13 protein-coding genes are annotated in these 22,636 nt (G+C 67.4%); all 13 read left to right on the top strand.

The features are described from left to right. The first annotated feature begins 56 nt into the window (after positions 1-56). The 13 genes from glf (at position 57) to AMD30_RS17475 (ending at position 22,544) form a co-directional block, all read left to right on the top strand. A complete protein-coding gene (gene glf, locus AMD30_RS17415; RefSeq protein WP_010844445.1) occupies positions 57-1,265 on the top strand; it encodes a UDP-galactopyranose mutase in 1,209 nt (402 codons plus the stop codon). Then, entirely contained in the window at positions 1,266-3,209 is a 1,944-nt protein-coding gene (locus AMD30_RS17420; RefSeq protein ID WP_055476488.1) for a glycosyltransferase, read from the top strand. It abuts the gene before it with no gap. Further along, positions 3,190-3,948: a phosphatase PAP2 family protein gene (locus AMD30_RS17425; protein ID WP_055476496.1), complete on the top strand. Its 759-nt coding sequence runs from the start codon at positions 3,190-3,192 to the stop codon at positions 3,946-3,948. The genes AMD30_RS17420 and AMD30_RS17425 overlap by 20 nt, the downstream gene beginning before the upstream one ends. Then, a complete protein-coding gene (locus AMD30_RS17430) occupies positions 3,945-4,865 on the top strand; it encodes a decaprenyl-phosphate phosphoribosyltransferase (protein ID WP_014924962.1) in 921 nt (306 codons plus the stop codon). Before AMD30_RS17425 ends, AMD30_RS17430 begins: the two co-directional genes overlap by 4 nt. Next, a complete protein-coding gene (zomB, locus tag AMD30_RS17435) occupies positions 4,852-6,981 on the top strand; it encodes a flagellar motor control protein ZomB (RefSeq protein ID WP_055476489.1) in 2,130 nt (709 codons plus the stop codon). The genes AMD30_RS17430 and zomB overlap by 14 nt, the downstream gene beginning before the upstream one ends. A 370-nt stretch (positions 6,982-7,351) precedes the next feature. After that, positions 7,352-8,341 (top strand): alpha/beta hydrolase, encoded by a 990-nt coding sequence (locus AMD30_RS17440; protein WP_004021369.1) that lies wholly within the window; start codon positions 7,352-7,354, stop codon positions 8,339-8,341. A gap of 427 nt (positions 8,342-8,768) precedes the next feature. Beyond that, positions 8,769-10,280 carry an alpha/beta hydrolase-fold protein gene (locus tag AMD30_RS17445; protein ID WP_055476490.1) on the top strand — a complete coding sequence of 504 codons (1,512 nt, stop codon included), beginning with the start codon at positions 8,769-8,771 and terminating at the stop codon, positions 10,278-10,280. 298 nt (positions 10,281-10,578) lie between these two features. Then, positions 10,579-11,115 carry a DUF732 domain-containing protein gene (locus AMD30_RS17450; protein ID WP_014924965.1) on the top strand — a complete coding sequence of 179 codons (537 nt, stop codon included), beginning with the start codon at positions 10,579-10,581 and terminating at the stop codon, positions 11,113-11,115. Between the two features lies 1 nt (position 11,116). Beyond that, positions 11,117-12,130, top strand: a complete 1,014-nt coding sequence (locus AMD30_RS17455; RefSeq protein ID WP_010844855.1) for a cutinase family protein — start codon at positions 11,117-11,119, stop codon at positions 12,128-12,130. Between the two features lie 235 nt (positions 12,131-12,365). Then, positions 12,366-13,376, top strand: coding sequence for an LLM class F420-dependent oxidoreductase (locus AMD30_RS17460; protein ID WP_010844856.1), 1,011 nt, complete (start codon positions 12,366-12,368; stop codon positions 13,374-13,376). A gap of 257 nt (positions 13,377-13,633) precedes the next feature. Next, on the top strand, positions 13,634-15,535 hold the full coding sequence (gene fadD32 / locus AMD30_RS17465; protein WP_010844857.1) for a long-chain-fatty-acid--AMP ligase FadD32: 1,902 nt from the start codon (positions 13,634-13,636) through the stop codon (positions 15,533-15,535). 116 nt (positions 15,536-15,651) lie between these two features. Beyond that, on the top strand, positions 15,652-20,982 hold the full coding sequence (gene pks13, locus AMD30_RS17470) for a polyketide synthase Pks13 (RefSeq protein WP_055476491.1): 5,331 nt from the start codon (positions 15,652-15,654) through the stop codon (positions 20,980-20,982). Positions 20,983-20,993: 11 nt separating this feature from the next. Further along, on the top strand, positions 20,994-22,544 hold the full coding sequence (locus AMD30_RS17475; RefSeq protein ID WP_010844859.1) for an acyl-CoA carboxylase subunit beta: 1,551 nt from the start codon (positions 20,994-20,996) through the stop codon (positions 22,542-22,544). Positions 22,545-22,636 lie beyond the last annotated feature (92 nt).

A 22,636-nucleotide genomic window follows, 5' to 3' on the forward strand; every position in this document is an offset into this window, starting at 1 on the left:
TGCCAGGCCACGTGGCTCGGAGATTCCTCAGGAAGGGTCCGTTACCCTGAGGACCCGTGGCAACCAGTAGCACTTATGACCTGATCGTCGTCGGCTCCGGATTCTTCGGCCTCACCGTCGCCGAACGGGCCGCGACGCAGCTGGGCAAACGGGTCCTCGTGCTGGACCGACGCGAGCATCTCGGCGGCAACGCGTACTCCGAACCCGAACCGACGACCGGCATCGAGATCCACAAGTACGGGGCGCACCTGTTCCACACGTCCAACGAGCGCGTGTGGGAGTACGTCAACCAGTTCACCGACTTCACGAACTACCAGCACCGCGTGTTCGCACTGCACAACGGACAGGCCTATCAGTTCCCGATGGGTCTGGGACTGGTCAGCCAGTTCTTCGGCCGGTACTTCAGCCCCGACGAGGCGCGGAAGCTGATCGCCGAGCAGGCCAGCGAGATCGACACCGCTGAGGCGCGCAACCTCGAGGAGAAGGCGATCAGCCTGATCGGCCGTCCGCTGTACGAGGCCTTCATCAAGCACTACACCGCCAAGCAGTGGCAGACCGATCCCAAGGAGTTGCCCGCGGGCAACATCACTCGACTGCCGGTCCGCTACACCTTCGACAACCGGTACTTCAACGACACGTACGAAGGTCTCCCGGTCGACGGTTACACCGCATGGCTCGAGAACATGGCGTCCGACGACCGCATCGAGGTGCGCCTGTCCACCGATTGGTTCGATGTGCGTGATCAGTTGCGCGCCGACAGTCCCGACGCCCCGATCGTCTACACCGGCCCCGTGGACCGCTACTTCGAGTACTCGGCGGGCCGACTCGGCTGGCGCACACTCGATTTCGAGACCGAGGTGCTCGACACCGGCGACTTCCAGGGCACCCCGGTGATGAACTACAACGACGCCGATGTCCCGTTCACCCGTATCCACGAGTTCCGGCATTTCCACCCCGAACGGGATTCCTACCCCGATGACAAGACGGTCATCATGCGGGAATTCAGTAGATTCGCCGAGAACGACGACGAGCCGTACTACCCGATCAACACCCCGGAGGACCGGGCGATGCTGACCGCCTACCGGGAACTTGCGCGCACCGAGACCGCCAGCGCCGGCGTGCTGTTCGGCGGCCGCCTCGGAACCTATCAGTACCTCGACATGCACATGGCGATCGCGAGCGCGCTCACCATGTTCGACAACACCCTGGCACCGCATCTGCGTGATGGTGCGCCGCTGGTGGCCGATCCCGCAGGAGCCGAATAGATGACGGTGACTCCCGTGAACCAGTCCGACATCCCCGACGCGGGCGTCGGACCGTCGAAAGCGAAATCCCTTCTGCAGCGGGTGATCTTCCCGCGTGCCGGGGAGCCGCTCGACGTCCGTTCGCTCTATGTCGTCGAGTCCGACAGCAACAACCGCCGGGCGCACGCGCCGAGCCGGACCTCGGTGCTCCTCGGCGCCGAGTCCGAGGTGAGCTTCGAAACCTACTTCAACGCGTTCGCCGCGGCCTACTGGCGTCGCTGGAGCATCCTCGACTCGGTGGTGTTGCGGGTCGAGGTGATCGGCACCTGCCGTGTCGACCTGTACCGGTCGAAGATCGACGGGTCGCGGATCGGGATCGGCGGTGACCTCGTCGACACCGACGAAACCGGCCGCGGCGTGGTCGAATTCGAGCTCGATCTCGGTCCCTTCGAGGACGGCGGCTGGATCTGGTTCGACGTCACCACCGACACCGAGACCGAGATCGTCTCCGCCGGTTGGTATGCGTCCGTCGAGGCGCCGACCCCGGACGCGGAGACCAAGCGCGTCACGGTCGGGATCCCGACGTTCAATCGCCCCACCGACGCGGTGAACGCGTTGGCCGCGTTGACTTCCGACCCGATGGTCGACGAGGTGATCGACGCGGTGATGATGCCCGACCAGGGCACGAAGAAGGTGGTCGACGAACCCGGTTACACCGAGGCCGCCGCGGCTCTCGGCGACCGCCTGCACATCTTCGACCAGGGCAACCTCGGCGGTTCGGGCGGGTACGCGCGCATCATGTACGAGGCGCTGCGGCTCACCGACTCGCCCTACGTGCTCTACATGGACGACGACATCGCGATCGAGCCCGACTCGATCCTGCGCGCGCTGGCCATGTCGCGATTCGCCAAGGCGCCCATGCTCGTCGGCGGCCAGATGCTCAACCTGCAGGACCGCAGTCACCTGCACTGCATGGGTGAGGTGATCCGTCGCGACACCTTCATGTGGACCGCGGCGCCCTTCGTCGAATACGACCACAACTTCTCCAAGTACCCGCTGCGTGACCGTGAGAACTCGAAGAACCTGCACCGGCGCATCGACGTCGAGGGCAACGGCTGGTGGATGTGCATGATCCCGCGCGAGTGTGCGGAGCAGATCGGTCTGCCGATGCCGCTGTTCATCAAGTGGGACGACTGGGAGTACGCGCTGCGCGCGGCCAAGGCCGGTTACCCCACCGCCACCGTGCCGGGAATCGCCATCTGGCACATGGCCTGGAGCGACAAGGACGACGCCATCGACTGGCAGGCGTACTTCCACCTGCGCAACCGGCTCGTCGTCGCGTCGATCCACCATGACGGCCCGATCAAGGGCATCGTCCGGTCGATGACCAAGGCGACCGCCAAACATCTTCTGTGCCTGGAGTACTCGACCGTCGCGATCCAGAACGAGGCGATCCGGGACTTTTTGGCCGGGCCGGATCACATCCGCAGCCTGCTGCCGACCGCGCTGCCGAAGGTCGCGCAGATGCGCAAGCAGTATCCGGATGCGGTGGTCCTGCCGTCGGCGACCGAGTTGCCCCGGACCTCGGGCGAGGCAACACATCTGGGCACTTCGATCCCGCTGAACCCCATCAGCAAGATCAAGGCGCTGGCCGGCGCCGTGGTCAACAACGTTCGTCCGGCCGACCCCCGGCATCACGAGGTGCCGCAGGCCAACTTCCCGCCGATCGAGGCGCGGTGGTTCTCGCTCGGGCGTGTCGACGGCGTCACCGTCACGACCGCCGACGGCCGCGGCGTCGTCTATCGGCAGCGCGATCGCGACAAGATGATCGAGCTCGCGCGCGAACACTTCGCCCTCGTGAAGGAACTGCAAGAGAAGTTCCCGGAGATGAAGCAGCAGTACAGGTCTGCGCACCGCGATCTGACATCGAAGGAGAGCTGGGCGGGTGTCTTCGGAATTGAGTGATCCGTTGGACGATGTCGCGGAGACGGGCCGGGTCCCGGCCGACGACATCCCGCGTCCCCTGAGCGGGGAGGAAAAGGCACTCGTCGCCATCCAGGCCGGGATCGGCGCCCGCCCCGGCGTCCGTCCGGCGGCGCGCGGCCTGTCGCACGTCGGCGAGCACGCGCTGGGCTGGCTCGCGATCTCGGGTACCGGCTGGGCGCTGGCCCGCCGACGCGGTGACGTCCGTGCGCAACAGCTCTGGCTCGAGGCGGGGGTGGGTGCCTTCGGCGCGCACGCCGCGTCGGTGATCATCAAGCGGATCGTGCGGCGTCCGCGGCCCGCCCATCCGGCCATCGCGATCGGGGTGTCGACGCCGAGCAAGCTGAGTTTCCCGTCCTCGCACGCCACCTCGACGACCGCGGCGGCGATCCTCATCGGCCGTGCCGCCGGCTGGGACCCGAAGGTGCTGCCCGCCGTCCTGGTGCCGCCGATGCTCGTGTCCCGACTGGTGCTGGGTGTCCACTACCCGAGTGATGTGACCGCGGGTGCCGCGATCGGTGCCGCGAGCGCAGCGGCGGTCATCGCGGGCGATAAGGTGCTGCTCGAACCCACCCGGAACGACCCGGACCACGGGCGTGCCCGCCGCGCGGCGCGCCTTCTGGCCCGCCTCGGCCTCACGGCCGCGGTACCCGGCGGGCCGCTGCGTCTTGCCGCGTCCCCCGTCATCGCGCGGGTGACACGACACAGGGAGAGTGCATGAGCGAGGAGCCGATCGAGCACGGGAAGGTTCTCGGACCGCCGAAGAACCTGACGTCCGGGCTGATCAAGGCCGTCCGGCCGCGGCAGTGGGTCAAGAACGTCCTGGTGCTCGCCGCTCCGCTCGCCGCGGGCAACATCACCGACGCCTCGGTGCTGGCCTCCGCCGGTATCGCCTTCGTCGCGTTCTGCCTCGCGGCGTCGAGCATCTACCTGGTCAACGACGCGATGGACGTCGAGTCCGACCGTAACCACCCGACCAAGCGGTTCCGGCCGATCGCCGCCGGCGTCGTCCCGGTGCGGCTCGCCTACGTCCTGGCCGTCGTCCTGCTCGCCGGCTCGATCGGCATCGCCTTCCTGGCGAACTGGCAGACGGCCGTGGTCATCGCGATCTACCTGGTCATCCAGCTCGGCTACTGCTTCGGCCTGAAGAACCAGGCCGTCATCGACATCTGCATCGTGTCGTCGGGCTTCCTGCTGCGCGCGATCGCCGGCGGCGTCGCGGCCGAGATCGTGCTGTCGCAGTGGTTCCTGCTCGTCATGGCCTTCGGTTCGCTGTTCATGGCGGCGGGCAAGCGCTACGCCGAACTACAGCTCGCCGAACGCACCGGCGCCAAGATCCGCAAGGCGCTCGAGTACTACACGACCACCTACCTGCGGTTCGTCTGGACGCTGTCGGCGACCGCGGTCGTGATCTTCTACGGCCTCTGGGCTTTCGACAAGGGTTCCGACCACGACACCAACGTCGCGTACGCCATCTCGATGGTGCCGTTCACAGTGGCGATCCTGCGCTACGCCGTCGATGTCGACGGCGGCGCCGCGGGTGAGCCCGAGGAGATCGCACTGGGCGATCGTGTCCTGCAGCTGCTCGCCCTGGCGTGGCTGGTGTGTGTGGGTGTCGCGGTCTATGCAGTCAATTGATGGATCGCCAACCGGTTTCCGGGCGCTGAGCACCGGCCGCAACAAGGTTGCGGCCGTCAGTTTCGCCGTGGGGGCAGTTGTCGTCACCACCTTCTTCGCGATCGGCGCGTGGCAGCGCCGATGGATCGCCGACGACGGGCTCATCGTCCTGCGCACGCTGCGCAACCTCTTCGCCGGCAACGGCCCGGTGTTCAACGCCGGGGAGCGTGTCGAGGCGAACACCTCGACCGCCTGGACCTATCTGCTGTGGTTCTGGGCGTGGATCACCGACGGTCAGCTCGAGTATGTGGCGCTGTGGGTGGCGCTGGTGTGTTCGGTCGCCGCGATCCCGATCGCGATGTACGGCAGCGCGCGTCTATTCGGGACTCGCGTCGGCGGGCTCACCGGCGACGGCTGGACCCTGCTGCTGCCGTTCGGAGCGGTCATCTACATCACCATCCCGCCCGCCCGCGACTTCGCGACCAGCGGACTGGAGAACGGCCTCTGCATCTTCTGGGCGGCGCTGCTGTGGTGTCAGCTCGTCGCGTGGGCCCGGCGCGGCCCGCACACCAGCCGTGGTGGCGGTGCGGTGCAGACGAGCCGTAGGAGCGCGGCGGCCACTCTCGCGCTGGCCTTCACCGCGGGACTGGCCCCCCTGATCCGTCCCGAACTGGCGGTACTCGGCGGCCTGGTCCTGTTGCTGGTGTTCTTCGCGCCGCTCGGCTGGAAGATGCGACTGGGTGTCGTCGTGGTCGCGGGCGCGCTGCCCGTCGGTTACCAGATCTTCCGCATGGGCTACTACGCACTGCTGGTTCCCAATCCCGCGGTCGCGAAAGACGCCAGCGGCGCCAAGTGGGATCAGGGCTTCGCGTATCTGACCAACCTCTTCGGCCCCTACGTGCTGGTGCTGCCTGCCGTGCTCGTGGCGCTGGCGGGCGTGGTGCTGGTCGTCAGCGGCCGGATGCGGACCACGAGCTCCGACGCCCCGGTCGCCGAGGCGACCACGGACAGGGCCGACGCCGCTGATGCCGACGCGACGCCGTCGTGGTCGTCGCGTCTCGCCGGATGGTCGCGGCGGCTGCAGTCCTCGACCGCGGTGGTGACCGTCGTGGTGCTCGCCGGCATCGTGCTGATCGTCTACTGGACGCGTCAGGGCGGCGACTTCATGCACGGGCGGGTGCTGCTGGTTCCGGTCTTCGTCACCCTGCTTCCGCTGATGGTCGTGCCGGTGACGATTCCCGCGCACGTCGGCGCGGCGTTCCGTCGTCGGTCGTCGAAGGACTCCGACTCGGTGATCTCCGATCCCGTCGGCGACGATCCGGACCTCGGCCCCGTCCCTGAGCCGGCCGCACCCGGGCCGGCGGATCGTCGTCGCGCACGGGCCCAGCTCGTCGGCGCGGTGGCGATGAGCGGCATGTGGATCACCGTCGTCGTGTGGGCGGTCGCCACGCACGCCAACGTCCTGCCGAACGCCGGCATCGACATCGGCCGCAGCGGCATCGTCGACGAGCGTCGCTTCTACGTCACCAACATGGGCAACGAGAATCCGGTGACCGCCGAGGACTACCTCGACTATCCGCGGATGAGCGCGATGGTCGAGAAGATCGACGAGTACCGCGAGGACGGCGGCGTCATCCTGCCGTCGTTCAACTACGACGAGTGGTACGTGGCGCAGCTGCCTCCGGTCATGCCGAAGGGCGCCGAGCGGCAGGTGACCGTCTATTTCCTCAATCTGGGAATGACGAGCATGAACGCACCGCTGGATGTGCGCGTCATCGATCAGATGGGTCTGGCGTACCCGCTCGCCGCGCACACCGAGCGCCTCGAGGACGGCCGCATCGGGCACGACAAGATCCTGCCGAGCGAATGGGTCGTCGCCGAGGCCGGCGCGTTCCCGCGGCGTCCCGTGCTGCCCGGGTATCTCGACGAGGACCTGGTCCGCCAGGCCCAGGTCGCCCTGCAGTGCCCGGAGACGAAGGACCGGTTCGCCTCGTTCGAGGCCCCGTGGTCCTTCGATCGCTTCAAGCACAACCTGCGTCAGGCGTTCACCTTCAACAGTTATCGAATCCAGCGCGAGCCGGAGTACGAGATCCAGCGCTGCGGCCTGGAGATGCCCCCGCCGGTGAACCCGCGCTGAGCGTCGCCCACCTCAGCACACGACACCAAGAGAACGCATAGAAAACGCGGGGTCGAACCTGTGGAGTTGCCGCGGAACATCTCGGATCGGTAACGTCCCCGTGGGCGCGGCCGATAGAAGGGTCGTGACGGAGGCGTTCTGAACTGCTGGGACGCCGAAGTGACGGGGGTTGTGATCGCTATCACATGGTTTGTCACGTTCGGGGGCATCGAATAGGCTCGCCGACGGTGAATCGCATGCGAGAACGACTCGTGAACGACGTCGCGCCGCGCAATGAGCCGGGGGACGACAAATGTGTGACGCACAAGGATCGGTCGGCCGCTAGGGACTACGAGTTCCGGTCGATCGGCTGAAGAGGGAGATTCTGTACATGCGTGAAGCTGCCACCGAGGCGCCGAGGCCTGCGCGCAACCGGATGAGCAACCGGTTGATCGCCGCATTCGTCGCCATCCTGACAGTCGTGGGACTGACCGGTGTCGTCGCCGGCCAGGCCAACGCCCGGATCGGCGGAACGCAGGTCGGCAAGCAGGAGTTCTGGGTCAACGGCTGCGGGATGCCGAACGTCAAGGTCCGCGCCTGGAAGAAGCCCGGCAACTACAAGACCGTCATCCTTCTCGACGGCATGCGCGCCCAGTACGACTACAGCGGCTGGGAGATCAACACCAACGTCCAGGAGATGGTGAAGTCCGGCGTCAACGTCGTCGAGCCCATCGGTGGACCCGCGAGCTTCTACACGGACTGGGATGCGCCCAGCAACTTCAACCGGCAGCCCTACCGATACCGCTGGAACTGCGTCATCAGCCGGACCCTGATCAGCGCGCTCGACGCCCGCGGTTTCCGCGTCGGACCGTCGAAGCGCTACGCCATCATGGGCCTGTCGATGGGCGGTAACGCCGCGCTCGTCCTCGGCGCCCAGAACCGCCAGCACTTCGACCGCGCCGGCTCGCTCTCGGGCTACAACTTCCTGAGTGCACCCGGCATGCGTACGGCGCTGCGTCTGGCGATGCTCGACGTCGACCCGAAGCCGTGGAACATCGACGCGATGTGGGGCCCGCCGTGGAGTATCCGCTGGTTCCAGAACGATCCCTTCTGGAACATCGGCCTGATGCGCGGCATGAAGGTCTTCGTCGGTTCCGGTAACGGTCTCTTCGGCCGCTACAACGCACTGCCCAACGTGTTCGACGATCTGTTCAAGGGTTCGACCCTCGAATTGCTCGCGTTCACGCAGTCCAAGGCCTTCGAGGCCGCGGCCTTCGTGCAGGGCGTCCCGCTGATGACCTACTACGCCAACGGCACCCACGCCTGGGGCTACTGGCAGGACATGATCTGGAACGCCAAGAACCGCGGATTCTTCCGCTGATCTGACATCGCCGGTCCTCCGGCTGTACGACGCCCCGCCCGGGTTTCCGGGCGGGGCGTCGTCGTGTTGTGGGGTCCTGCCTGAACCCGCCCCTGATAACGACCCTCCAGGGGAGTCCCGCCCATCACACGGTCGCTGCTCCCCCGCTGGAGGGTGGTTTCCAGGGCAGGTTTGCGGGCAGCGGCGGCTGCGCGGCGCCGGACCCTTCGTGACGCGCCCTCCGCAAGCTCCGGGCGCTCCTCAGGGAGCAGGGGCGAGATATCAACTGTCACACAAATCCCACGTGTCACAGCGTGGCGTGCGGACAGGGGTGCGTTCGGACGTGTAAGAAACTCCTGAGGCGTTTGATTCTGGAGAGGCGCGTGTGACTGAGGGGAATCAGTTGCGACGCTGCCGGCGCACAGGGGCGAAGGAGTTCTGGAGAGTGATGCGGCGAAACAGTGGTACAGACAAGGTCGACGCGCGACCGGCCGAGGCGGGGCAGGCCGACGCGCGCGCGGCCCGTCGTCGGTCGACCCTTCGTCCGGTGAAGGCCGCCGTGGTCGCGCTGGTGACGGTGGCCGTGCTCGTGGTCGGAAACGGTCTCGCCGGTGCCGAACCCGCGCCGGCCCCGCCGGCCCCCGCAGCACCGCCGGCCGCGCCCGCGCCCGCGCCACCCGCCTCGCCGAGCGCGCCGTCGCCCGCACCGGCCTCGGTGCCGGCCGCCCAGCCGGCGAAGGTGACCAACACCTACTGGTACACCGACCGGCGTGTGGCCCTGTGGGTCTACTCCCCGGCGATGAACACGAACATCCAGGTGCAGATCCTGCTGGCACGCGACTGGCACGCGAAGCCGAAGGAGAAGTTCCCGCAGCTGACGATGCTCGACGGACTGCGCGCGCAGGACGATCAGAGCGGCTGGATCATCAACACCAAGATCGTCGACTTCTACAAGGACAAGAACGTCAACGTCATCCTGCCCATCGGTGGCGAGTCGAGTTTCTACACCGACTGGAAGGAACCCGACCGCGGCAAGAACTACAAGTGGGAGACGTTCCTCATGCGGGAACTGCCGCCCATCCTGGAGAACGACTGGCGCTCCACCGACGTCCGCGGCATCGAGGGGCTGTCGATGGGCGGCTCCGCGGCGATGATGCTGGCCGCACGCAATCCCGGCTTCTACAAGTTCGCGGCGTCGTTCTCGGGAATCCTGCAGCTGAGTTCGTTCGGCATGCCGCAGGCGATCCAGTTCGCGGTGCGCGACGGCGGCGGCTACGACTCGATGAAGATGTTCGGGCCGCCCTCGGATCCGGCCTGGAAGGAACACGATCCGTACCTGCTGGTCGACAAGCTGCAGGGAACGAGTCTCTATGTCTCGTCGGGCAACGGCATGGTGGGTCCCCACGACAAGCCGTCGGACATCCCGATGCTCGCGACCAACTACTCCGGTGTCGGACTCGAGATGCTGAGCCGCGTCACCTCACAGCAGTTCGCGATCCAGCTGAACCGCAAGGGAATTCCCGGTCAGGCGAACTACCGACCGTCGGGCACCCATACCTGGCCGTACTGGGAGTTCGAGATGATCCAGGCCTGGCCGCAGGCCGCCGCCGCACTCGGACTCTCGCGAGATCAGGTCGCGTGCCGGGTCGACGGTGCCTTCCGCAAGGTCTGGGACGCCAGGAAGGCGGACCTCGGTGGCTGCCTCACCCCGTCGTACCCGGTGGCCGGTGGCAAGGCCCAGGACTTCGCCGGGGGACGCATGTTCACCGGCCCGAAGGGACCCAAGATCGTCACCGGTGCGATCGGCGGCGCCTACGTCGCCGCGGGCGGTCCGGCCGGACGCCTCGGCAAGCCGACGACCGACGAACTCCCCACCCGCGACGGCAAGGGTCGCGTGAGCTACTTCGAGCACGGCCGGATCACCTGGACCGCGAAGGACGGCACCAAGGTCCTGAAGTGAGGAGGCGGCGGAGCGAACCGGGATCCACGGAGCGTGCCGACGGGGGTACCCGTCGGTGCCCCAACCTCGACCCCACGTGTGTACGGCCTGAAACTTCGCTGAGGAATCGGACCGTTTGTGCAGGTGGTGCGAGTGCGGCGGACGGAAGGCCCTCGTACGGGCGGTAGCCTGACGTGGTGTGCGATGCAGGGTGCCCCCTGTGTCGCGATCGGCCTCAGGCCGGACGCGTGAGGTGTCGCCGGACAGTACTGCCCGGCGGTGCGCAATCAAGACCCGAAAGGTTCGGCAGGAAGTGGCGATGACAACGAAGTGTGTGCGGCTGGTGCTGGCCGTGACGGGCCTCGCTCTCGCGCTCGGGTCCGTGTCGGCCTGCGCCGACGACTCGACGGCCAGTGCGCCGATCACCAACAATCCGGTCACGACGACCTCGCTCTACTCGGCGGCGGAGTCCTCGACCAGTACGCCGGGTTCCACATCCGAGGAGACCGCTCCCTCCACGCCCGGTGGCACCTCGGAGCTGCCGGCGACCGCGCCGAACCCCAGCACGAAGGTCCCGGCCAGTTTCCCCGGACCCAGCGGCCAGCCGCTCGACGACAAGGCCCGGGCCTACCTCGCCGCACTGAAGCAGCAGGACGTCACGTTCATGGGGGACAACGACAACTCGGTCGCCCTGACCATGGCGAAGTATGTCTGCGGCGCCAAGCAGAAGGGCACCGACCCGAGCATGGTGAAGGCCTTCGTCACCGCGTCCGTGGGGCCCGGAGCGGACAACGTAGAAGAAGCGAACGTGAAGGCCGACAAGGTCATTCGCGCAGCAGAACAGCACTACTGCTGACGTGGCCGCCCGTCGCAACGCCGCGGGCCGCACCCGGAAGGGTCCGGTCCGCAGGCTGGGGAAGTTCGCCCTGCTGCTCCTCGCGCTCGCGGTCATCGCGATCGTTCTCATCGTCGTGCTCGTCTTGGTGTGGCTCGCTCCCGGACCCGCGCCGATCGGGCCCGGCGGGCCGTCGACCGCCCCGCCCTCCAGCGAACGACCCGACGCCCAGCCCGCGGACTGCCCCGACGTCCTGACGGTCGTCATCCCCGGGACCTGGGAGTCCAGCGCCGACGACGATCCCTACAAGCCGTCGGCGAATCCGAACTCGCTGATGCTGCGCGTGTCCCGAGCGCTGGCGAACGACTTCGACTCCTCGCGCAGCGAGATCTACACCGTCCCCTACACGGCGCAGTTCCGGAATCCGACGAATCTGGCCGACCGTCAGGTCGACTACAACGTGTCACGCACCCAGGGTTACAAGCGCGCGGCGGGCAAGATCATCTCCACCAACGAGCGCTGCCCCCTGACGGGTTACGTGATCATGGGCTTCAGCCAGGGCGCGGTCATCGCGGGTGATCTCGCGAGCAACATCGGCAACGGCCGGGGTGTGCTCGACGAGGGTGAACAAGATCTGGTGCTCGGTGTCGGACTCATCGCCGACGGCCGTCGCCAGCCGGGTGAACAGAACGACATCGCGCCGAGTCCGAACGGCGTGGGTGCCGAGATCGCGCTCGGCGGGATGGGCAACCTCGTCCCCGGCATCTCGATGACCGGTCCGCGCACCGGCGGATTCGGCGACCTTCGTGACCGGGTCCAATCCATCTGCGCGCCCGGCGATCTCATCTGTGATTCGCCGACGATCGTCAATCCGCTGGCCGCGGTGTCGAAGCTGGCGAACGCGGCGTCGAACCCCATCCACGCGATGTATGCGACGACGCGCTACTGGGAGAACGACGGCCAGACCGCGACCCAGTGGATGTACGACTGGTCCAAGGGCCTCATCCAGGACGCGCCCGCACCCGAGCACAACTGACCTCCTCACGCGAGGCCGGCCGCGCCGATCGGACATGTCCGGCCGGGTGCCGCCGGGCGAGTCCGGTCCGGCCGTCGAACTGACCGGCCGGTAGCCTCGTCTGACGGCGGCGACCGATTCGTTTGGCGGTGCCGTCACGCTGCATTAACGTGTTGGGCTGGCCGAGGAACATCGCGGAACCGGCGGACGCCGCACGCGACCTCACGCAGCCGGCGATCACGATGAGAGGACAGCGATGACGCAACCCCCGAGCGATGCCGGTGGTGCCTCGTCCGGCCTGCGGAAGTTCCGCTTCGGCGCGGGTGGTGAGGGCAACAAGGACGAGGGCGGTGCCCGTAAGTTCGTCAAGCTCGCGCAGACCGCCGAGGAGTACGGCTACGACACCTTCGCGGTGCCCGACCATCTGGGCAACCAGGTCGGTCCGCTCGCGGCGCTGGGCGCCCTGACGCAGGCGACGAGCACTATCCGCCTGGCGACCTCGGTGCTCGCCAACGGCTGGCGCCACCCGGCCCTGCTCGCCAAGGAGGCCAACACGATCGACGTCCTGAGCAAGGGGCGGCTCGAGTTGGGCATCGGCGCGGGCTGGATGAAAGAGGAGTTCGACAAGGCCGGCATCGAGTTCGAATCACCCGGCGTGCGTATCCGGCGTCTCGACGAGGCGCTGACGGTCCTCGACGGTCTGATGCGCGGCGAGACGGTGAACTTCGACGGCGAGTTCTACCAGATCAACGGCCTCGAGGGCAGTCCGCGACCGCGGCAGGGGCCGCGTCCACCGATCGCCGTCGGCGGCGGTGGCCCCAAGATGCTGGCCCTGGCCGCCAAGCACGCCGACATCATCTCCGTCGCTCCGGGTACCACCGCCGACGGCAAGATGAAGCTGTCGGACATGACGATCGAGAAGACCGCCGAGCGCGTCGACCGGATCCGTGATGCCGCCGGCGACCGGTTCGACGATCTGGAGCTGAACTGGACGATCGCTGTAATCGTCATCACCGACGATCGGGTCGCCACCGCCGAGATGGCGCTCAAGGCTCTGGAACAGGGCTATCCGCCCAACATCGCGCACGACACCGAGTTCACCGTCGAGGACGTGCTGACCTCGCCGTACATCGCGATCGGCAGCTTCGAGGAGATCGCGGACCAGATCCGGGAGGTGCGACGCCGCACCACCATGTCCTACGTCGGGGTGTTCCCGACGCAGATGGATGCTTTTGCGCCTGTGCTCGCGCAATTGAAGGGGGAGTAGGATGGCCGACGGTCTCGCGAGTCAACAGCGAGGTGACGGGTCGGTGAACCCGGGGGTGTGCGTCGAGGGGCGACGCGCACCCATGCGAAACCGAGCATGACGAACGCGAGTTTTTCGTTGGGTAACTGGACGTGCGCTACCGTATCCCGCGGTCGGCACAGGGCGTGGACGGCAGGACTGCGTGGTGGCGTCGCCAACACCTCGCCGGAGATCTGCGCCCGCGTGGGGGAGTCCACGAGGGGGCACAGGAGTAATGAATGCTGAGTACTGAACTCGAAGACTTCATCGACGAGACCGGGAACATCTCTTTCACCGAGGAAGCGACGCTGGTCGACTACGTCGAGCAGAACGTCCGTGAGCAGGCCGACACGCTGGCCTACCGGTTCATCGATTACAGCCGCGAGCGCGACGGCGAGCCCCAGGACCTGACGTGGGCGCAGTTCGGTAAGCGGTTGCGTGCGGTTGCGGCACGTCTGCAGCAGGTCACGAAGCCGGGCGACCGTGTGGCGATCCTCGCGCCCCAGTCGCTGGAGTACGTGATCGGGTTCTTCGCGGCGCTCTACGCCAGCAACGTCGCCGTGCCGCTCTTCTCCCCCGACGAGCCCGGCCACACCGATCGGCTGCACGCGGTCCTCGAGGACTGCAAGCCCACGGCCATCCTGACGTCGACGAAGTCCGCCGAGGCGGTGCGCGATTTCTTCGCGCCGCTGCCGGCCAAGGAGCGTCCGCGCGTCATCGCCGTCGACGCCGTCCCGGATTCGGTGGGGTCCAGCTGGGTCGCGCCGGTCGCCGGTCGGGACCACAACAAGGACACCGTGGCCTACCTGCAGTACACCTCGGGTTCGACGCGGGTCCCCGCCGGTGTGGAGATCACCTACCAGGCCGTGGCCGCGAACGTGCTGCAGATCTCCGACACCATCGGCATCGACAAGAAGGCCCGCGGCGTCACCTGGCTGCCGATGTTCCACGACATGGGTCTGCTCACCGTGATCCTGCCCGCCCTCGGTGGCCGCTACATCACGATCATGAGCCCGCAGGCGTTCGTGCGCCGTCCGGGCCGCTGGATCAAGGAGCTCGCCGCGGCCGCCGACGGCGCCGAGACCTTTGCCGCCGCTCCCAACTTCGCCTTCGAACACGCCGCCGCGCGCGGTCTGCCGAAGGAGGGCGAAGAGCTGGATCTCTCGAATGTCATCGGGCTCATCAACGGTTCCGAGCCGGTGACCGTCAGTTCGATGAAGAAGTTCAACGAGGCGTTCGCGCCGTACGGGCTGCCGAAGACGGCGATCAAGCCGTGCTACGGCATGGCCGAGGCGACGCTGTTCGTGTCCGCGACCCAGCGCGAGAACGAGGCGAAGATCGTCTACGTCGACCGCGACGACCTCAACGCCGGCAGCTTCACCCTCGTCGACGCCGACGCCCCCAACGCGGTCGCGCAGGTCTCCTGCGGACAGGTCGCGGTGAGCCAGTGGGCGACCATCGTCGACTCCGAGACCGCGACCGAACAGCCCGACGGTCACGTCGGGGAGATCTGGCTCCACGGCCTCAACATCGGCGCCGGCTACTGGAACAAGCCGGAGGAGACCGAGGAGACCTTCCACAACAAGCTGGTCACCCCGCTCCCGGAGAACAGCCACGCCGAGGGTGCGCCCGCGGACGCGATCTGGATGCGGACCGGCGACTTCGGGGTCTGGCTCGACGGCGAGCTGTACATCACCGGGCGTGTCAAGGACCTGGTGATCGTCGACGGCCGTAACCATTACCCGCAGGACCTCGAGTACAGCGCGCAGGAAGCCAGCGACGCGCTGCGCCCCGGCTTCGTCGCCGCGTTCTCGGTACCGGCCAACCAGTTGCCCGGCGAGGTCTTCGAGTTCGCGGGCAGCGGCTTGAAGCCCGACGCCGACGACGCGTCCGAGCAGCTGGTCATCGTCGCCGAGCGCGGACCCGGCCGCAAGGCCGACCCGCAGGAGGTCGCCGACACCGTGCGCGCCGCGGTCGCACAGCGCCATGGCGTGATGGTTCGCGACGTCCTGTTGGTGCCGGCCGGCTCGATCCCGCGCACGTCGTCGGGCAAGATCGCGCGCCGTGCGACACGTGCGGCCTACATCGATGGCAGCCTCCGTGGCGGCTACAAGCAGACGGCGTTCCCGGACGCCGAGTAGCGATCCTGCGGACCCGGGCGGGGTGAGTGCGTCGAGATGCCGCGCCCGGACACCCTGCGGGCTCATAATGCACCCGGCACCAGTTCAGGTGCCCCGAGATCAGTAGTCTGGAAGCGATGTCTGAACTGAATACCGACGAGGTCCGCACCATCGATCCGGCCGTGGCCGGCACCGACGGTGAGACCGCCGGTGACCTCACTGTCGACCAGCTTCGTGATTGGCTGCGCGAGTGGGTGTCCCAGGCCACCGGGCTCCCGGTCGAACAGATCGCCGTCGACCGCCCCATGGAAGAACTCGGTCTCTCGTCCCGTGACGCGGTGGCACTCGCCGCCGACGTCGAGGACAAGACCGGGGTGATCCTCACCGCGACGGTGGTCTACAACCACCCGACGATCGCGACGCTCGCGCAGCGGATCATCGAGGGCGATCCCGACGAGGGTCTCGACGACGACTCGGACACCTTCTGGCAGCGTGAACGGAGCGCCGACGACGACATCGCGATCGTCGGCCTGTCGACTCGTTTCCCGAAGTCCGGCACGACGCCGGAGTCCACGTGGCAGGCGCTCATCGCCGGTGTCGACGGGATCTCGGATCTGCCCGAGGACCGGTGGACGGAGTTCAAGTCGGATCCACGTCTCCTCGAGGTCCTGGAGTCGGCGAACACCCGCGGCGGCTATCTCGACGATGTCCGTTCGTTCGACGCCGACTTCTTCCAGATGAGTCCGCGCGAGGTCGAGATGGTCGACCCGCAGCAGCGACTCGCGCTCGAGCTGACCTGGGAGGCGCTGGAGCACGCGCACATCCCGCCGAGTGATCTCAAGGGCGCGCCCGTCGGCGTGTTCATCGGCACCTCCACCAACGACTACCAGCTGCTGGCGACCCTCGGGCTGAGCGAGGGCGCCGAGGACACGGCCGCCTACGCGTTGACCGGCACCTCGACCGCGATCGTGGCGAACCGGGTGTCTTACTTCTACGACTTCCGCGGCCCGTCGATCGCGATGGACACCGCGTGCTCGTCGTCGCTGGTGGCCGTCCACCAGGCGGTGCGCAGTCTGCGCACCGGCGAGTCCGACCTCGCTCTGGCCGGCGGCGTCAACATGCTCATCACGCCTGCGGCGACCCTCGGCTTCGACCGGATCGGCGCGCAGGCCAAGGACGGGCACATCAAGGCCTTCTCCGCCGACGCCGACGGCATGATCCGCGCCGAGGGCGGCGGGTTGTTCGTCCTCAAACGGATGTCGGACGCCAGGCGCGACGGCGACCAGGTCCTCGCGGTGATCGCCGGTTCGGCGATCAACTCCGACGGTCGGTCCAACGGTCTGCCCGCCCCGAATCCAGAGGCCCAGGTCGACGTGCTCCGCGACGCGTACACCGACGCTGCCGTCGACCCGCGCTCCGTCGACTATGTGGAGGCGCACGGCACCGGCACCATCCTCGGCGACCCGATCGAGGCCGACGCGCTGGGACGTGTCGTCGGGCGCGGCCGCTCCGCCGACGCACCGATGCTGCTGGGTTCGGTCAAGACCAACTACGGACACATGGAGTCCGCGGCCGGTGCCGGTGCGCTGGCGAAGGTCGTGCTGTCGATGCAGCACGGCACGATCCCGGCGTCGCTGAACTACAACGGCCCCAACCCCTACATCCAGTTCGACACCAACGGGCTGAAGGTGATCCCGGAGGCCACCGCCTGGCCGCGGTATTCGGGCCACGCTATCGCCGGTGTCTCCGGCTTCGGCTTCGGCGGCACCAATGCGCACGTCGTGGTGCGCGAGGTGCTGCCCGGGGATCTCGCACCGGAGTCGTCGGCGGCAGGAGATGCCGCCGCGGCCGAACTCCCGGCGTCGGCGTCGCTGGCCGACGAACCTTCCCAGCCGGTTGAGCCTGTCGAAATCGATGACGAGGACGTGTACCTGACCGAGGCCGAGCGTGCCGTGCTCGCCGCGCAGGCGAAGAACGTGGAAACCGCCGTGGTGGAGACCGCGCCGGATCCGGCGGCCGGTTTCGCCCCCTGTGCGGTCGAGGGTTCGGTTGTGCCGCTGGTCATCTCGGGCTTCCTGCCGTCTCGCCGCCGCAAGACCGCAGCGGATCTGCTCGAGTGGCTCGACTCCGACGAGGGGCGGGCGACGCCGTTGGCCGACATCGGCCGGGCACTGGCGCACCGCAATCACGGCCGGTCGCGTGCGGTCGTGATGGCCCGGACTCTGGACGACGCGATCACCGGTATCCGGGCGGTGGCCGAGGGCAAGAGCAATCCGCTCGTCTACTCGTCGGATTCGCCCGATGCGGCGTCCGCCGTGTGGTTGCTGTCGGGCTTCGGGTCGCAGCACCGCAAGATGGCCAAGCAGCTCTACACCGAGAACCCGATCTTCGCGAAGTACGTCGACCGTGTCGACGAGCTGGTGCAGAACGAACTCGGATACTCGATCGCCGAGATGTTCGTCGACGACGAACAGACCTACGGAACCGAGCAGAGCCAGGTCGGCATCTACACGATCCAGGTCGCGCTCGCCGACACGCTCCGCCACCACGGTGCGGAACCCGGTGTGCTCGTGCCTCATTCGATGGGTGAGGCCTCGGCCGCCTACATCAGCGGCGGTCTGTCCCTGGAGGATGCGACGCGCGTCATCTGCCAGCGTTCGCGGCTGATGGGTGAGGGCGAGGCGATGCTGGAGGGCGACGACATCCGCCGGATGGCACTCGTGGAGTACAGCGCCGACGACATCAACGACGTCCTCGTCGATTTTCCGGACCTGGAGATCTGCGTGTACGCCGCGCCGACCCATACGGTCATCGGCGGACCGGAGGGGCAGGTCGATGCCATCGTCGAACGTGCCGAGAAAGAGGGCAAACTCGGTCGTAAGCTCGCGACCAAGGGCGCAAGCCACACCTCTCAGACCGACCCGCTGCTGGGCGAACTCGCCTACGAGCTGACCGGGATCGAACCGCTGCGTCCGACCATCGGCTTCTACAGCTCGGTCGACCGTGAGGCGTTCTACCGGGCCGGCCACGAGCCGGTGCACACCATCGACTACTTCACCAAGGGGCTTCGCCACAGTGTGTGGTTCAGCCAGGCGATCTCGAAGTCGGTGGAGAACGGCCACCGCACCTTCCTCGAACTCTCGCCCAATCCGGCCGTCCTGATCTCCGTTGCGGCCGTGACGTTCTCGGCTGGTCTGCACGATGCGGAGCTCATCGAGACGCTGCGCCGCAAGGAGGACGAGAGCTACGGTCTCGTCAACGCCCTGATGAAACTGTACGTGCACGGGCACCGGGTTGACGTCGCATCTCTGTTCGGCGGCGGCGGCTTCGCGGCCATCCCGCGAACCCGCTTCGAACGCAAGGACTTCTGGCTCACCGCCAGCATCAGCTCGGGCGGATCGGCGGGGACCGTCCCCGGTTCGCACGTCGCGCTGCCCGACGGCCGGCATGCCTGGGAGGTCAATGCCTCGGCCGTGACCGATCCTCGCGAACTGGTGCGGGCCGCGGCGGCGCAGGTGCTGACGAATGCCGGCGTCGGGGCGTCGGTCGCCCATGGCGACATCCCCACCTCGGGAACCCTGACGACGACGCTCAGTCCGCACCCCGGTGGTGCTGCGGTGAGTGTGCATGCGAAGGCGGACAAGAACTTCCAGTTACTGTTCGAGGCCGCGGTCACGGGTGATCTCGACGACGCAGCGGGTGCGGTCACCCAGGCACCCGCGGCGGAGAAGCCGTCGGGCGCCGAGGTGTTCGCCGATGACACCGTGATCGTCGAGGACGAGGTCGTCGACGACATCGGCAACCGGTGGAGTCCCGAATCGGGTGAGTCGGTCGGAGATCGGCTGGCGGTCATCGTCGGTGAGTCCATGGGATACGACCCCGAGGACCTGCCGCGCGAGATCCCGCTGATCGAGCTCGGTCTGGATTCGTTGATGGCGGTCCGCATCAAGAACCGGGTGGAGTACGAGTTCGACATCCCCCAGCTGCAGCTGCAGGCGATGCGGCAGGCCAATCTGGCCGACGTGCAGAAGTTCGTCGAGTTCGCGGTCGAGCATCGCGACCAGCTCGACGATCTCGCCCAGAACGCCGCCGGCGGAGGCGAACTCGACACTGCCGCGCTCAACGCCTACATCGACGAGCAGAACGCCAAGGGTGCGGACGCACCGGCTCCCGCCACCGCGGCCGAGTCCGTGGAACCGACCGAGGAGTCGCCGGAGCCGAAGCGGCATGTCGCCGAAGACGTCGCCGACGTCGAGGAGGCGGTGGCGAACTCGCCGGCGCCCGAGGTGCCGAGCCGGCCGGTACAGGCCGACTCGCCCGCACCGGCCACCGACATCACCTCGCAGCGCGCGGTCGCCGAGGCCGCGGGTTCGGATGTGCCACCACGCGATGCGGCCGAACGCCTGACGTTCGGCACCTACGCGGTCGTGACCAAGGCCTCGGCCGGTGGCATCTTCAACAAGCTGCCGGTCCTGTCGGAGGACGTCGCACAGCAGCTCACCGACCGGCTAAACGAGCGCACCGGCGGGGACATCGACGTCGAGGACATCCTGGACTCGGAGACGATCGAGGAGATGGCGAACTACGTTCGCGACCACCTCGACGCCGGTGCGTCGACCGATGGGTTCCTGCGGTATCTGCGCCTGGTCCCGGACGGCAAGAAGGTCTACGACCCGTCTGCGGGCGACCCGACACCGATCCTGCTGTTCCATCCCGCGGGCGGCAACACGTCGGCATACGAGGCCCTCCTCAAGCGTCTTCCTGAGGACCGGCCCGTCATCGGCTTCGACCGCGGGATCGAAGGGACGATCGAAGAGCGTGTGCGCGAGTACCTTCCGCGGCTCCGCGAACTGCAGCCCCATGGGCCGTACGTGCTGGTCGGCTGGTCCTTCGGCGGAGCCCTGGCCTACGGCGTCGCGCAACTGCTGCGCGAGGCCGGAGAAGAGGTCGCCTTCGTCGGGCTCATCGACGTGGTGCGTCCGCGCGCGGACATGACCGAGACCCCCGACAGCAAGCGGGCCCGACTCGAGCGCTGGAAGGATTTCGCGATCCGCAACTACGATCTCGACCCCGAGGTGCCGATCCCGATGGATCGACTCGTCGAGGCCGACGACGAGGGCCAGTTCGCGATCATCATGGAGATGATGTCGATGTCGGGCACCAAGATCCCCGGCGGCATCATCGAGCACCAGCGGACCTCGTTCATCGAGAACCGCGTGCTGAGCAGCATCGCGCCGCAACCGTATGACGGCAAGGTCGTCCTGTACCGGGCCGACAAGATGCACGCAGGCGCAATCGAACTCGAGCCGCAGTGGGCCGAGATCGACGAGGACGGACGCTGGGGCGAGGTGGTCGACGACCTGGAGATCATCCACGTCGGCGGTGACCACCTGTCGATCGTCGACGAGCCGTACATCGGCAAGATCGGTGCTGATCTCGCCGATCGGGTCGCCCGGCTTGGTAAGTAGGAAGAAGGACCGTGACTGACACCACCGCAGGCAAGCTCGCCGACCTCCGTCAGAAACTGGAGGCCGCCCGCGAACCGGGAGGCGAGAAGGCGCTCGCGAAACGCGCCGCGAAGGGGATCTGTTCTCCGCGTGAGCGTCTGAGCATGCTCTTCGATCCGGGGACCTTCGTCGAGATCGGCGCGCTGGCCAAGATGCCGGGTGCGGCCGAGAGCGGTTACGGCGACGGCGTGGTCACCGGACACGGACTGGTGCACGGTCGTCCGGTCGCGGCGTTCTCCCACGACCAGTCGGTCTTCGGCGGGACCGTCGGCGAGATGTTCGGCCGCAAGGTCGCCTCGCTGATGGAATGGGCCGGCAAGATCGGTTGTCCGATGGTGGGTATCAACGACTCCGCCGGTGCGCGCATCCAGGACGCGGTCACCTCGCTCGCGTGGTACGCCGAGATGGGTCGTCGCAACGACCTGCTGTCGGGTCTCGCGCCGCAGGTGTCGGTGATCCTCGGCAAGTGCGCCGGCGGCGCGGTGTACACCCCGGCGAACACCGACATCCTGGTGGCCGTGGAGGACAAGTCGTACATGTTCGTCACCGGCCCCGATGTGCTGAAACAGGTGAACGGCGAGGAGATCTCGGCCGAAGACCTCGGCAGCGCACACAATCAGGCGCGGTGGGGCAACATCCATCACGTCGCCACCGACGAGAAGGCCGCGTTCGACTGGGTCCGTGAGTACCTGCAGTACATGCCGTCGAGTGCCTACGAGCGGCCGCCGGTGATCAACCCGGGTCTGGAACCGGAGATCACCGAGTCCGACCTGTCGCTCAACGACTTCATGCCCGACAACGACAACGCCGGGTACGACATGCACGACATCATCATCAAGCTGTTCGACGACGGCGCTTTCCACGAGGTCGGAGAGTTGTTCGCGCCCAACATCATCACCGGGTACGCCCGCGTGGACGGCCGGTCGGTGGGTGTTGTCGCCAATCAGCCGAGCGTGATGTCGGGTGTACTCGACACCGACTCGTCGGAGAAGGCGACCCGCTTCGTCCGCATCTGCAACGCCTTCAGCATCCCGCTCGTCTTCCTGGTGGACACGCCGGGCATCCTGCCGGGTCTTGCCGAGGAACAGAAGGGCACCATCCGGCGCTCGGGGCGATTCCTGTACGCCTACGTCGAGGCCGACGTGCCCAAGGTGACGGTGGTGCTGCGCAAGGCCTACGGCGGCGCCTACGCGGTGATGGGCAGCAAGCACCTCGGTGCCGACGTCAACTTCGCTTGGCCCACAGCGAAGATCGCGGTCATGGGCGCGGAATCGGCTGCTGCCGTGCTGACCCGACGCCAGACCGAGGGGCTGTCGGCCGCCGAGGCGGACAAGATCCGTCGTGAGTTCATCGATTTCTACAACACGATGATGGCCACGCCGTATCTCGCCGCCGAGCGCGGCTACGTCGACGCGGTCATCGAACCCGCCGAGACCCGTCTGCAGCTCCGGAAGGCGTTGGCGCAGTTGCGCGACAAGGAGGTCCTCAAGACCCCGCGCAAGCACTTCCTGATGCCGATCTAGCCACGAGCTCCCACCGCTCCCTGATCCGAAAGAACCGCAGAACCCACACCCCCGCCTGTTCCCTGAGGTGTGAGGAGCGCAAGCGACGAGCC

The sequence above is a fragment of the Gordonia sp. HS-NH1 genome (assembly GCF_001418765.1).
Taxonomy (GTDB): domain Bacteria; phylum Actinomycetota; class Actinomycetes; order Mycobacteriales; family Mycobacteriaceae; genus Gordonia.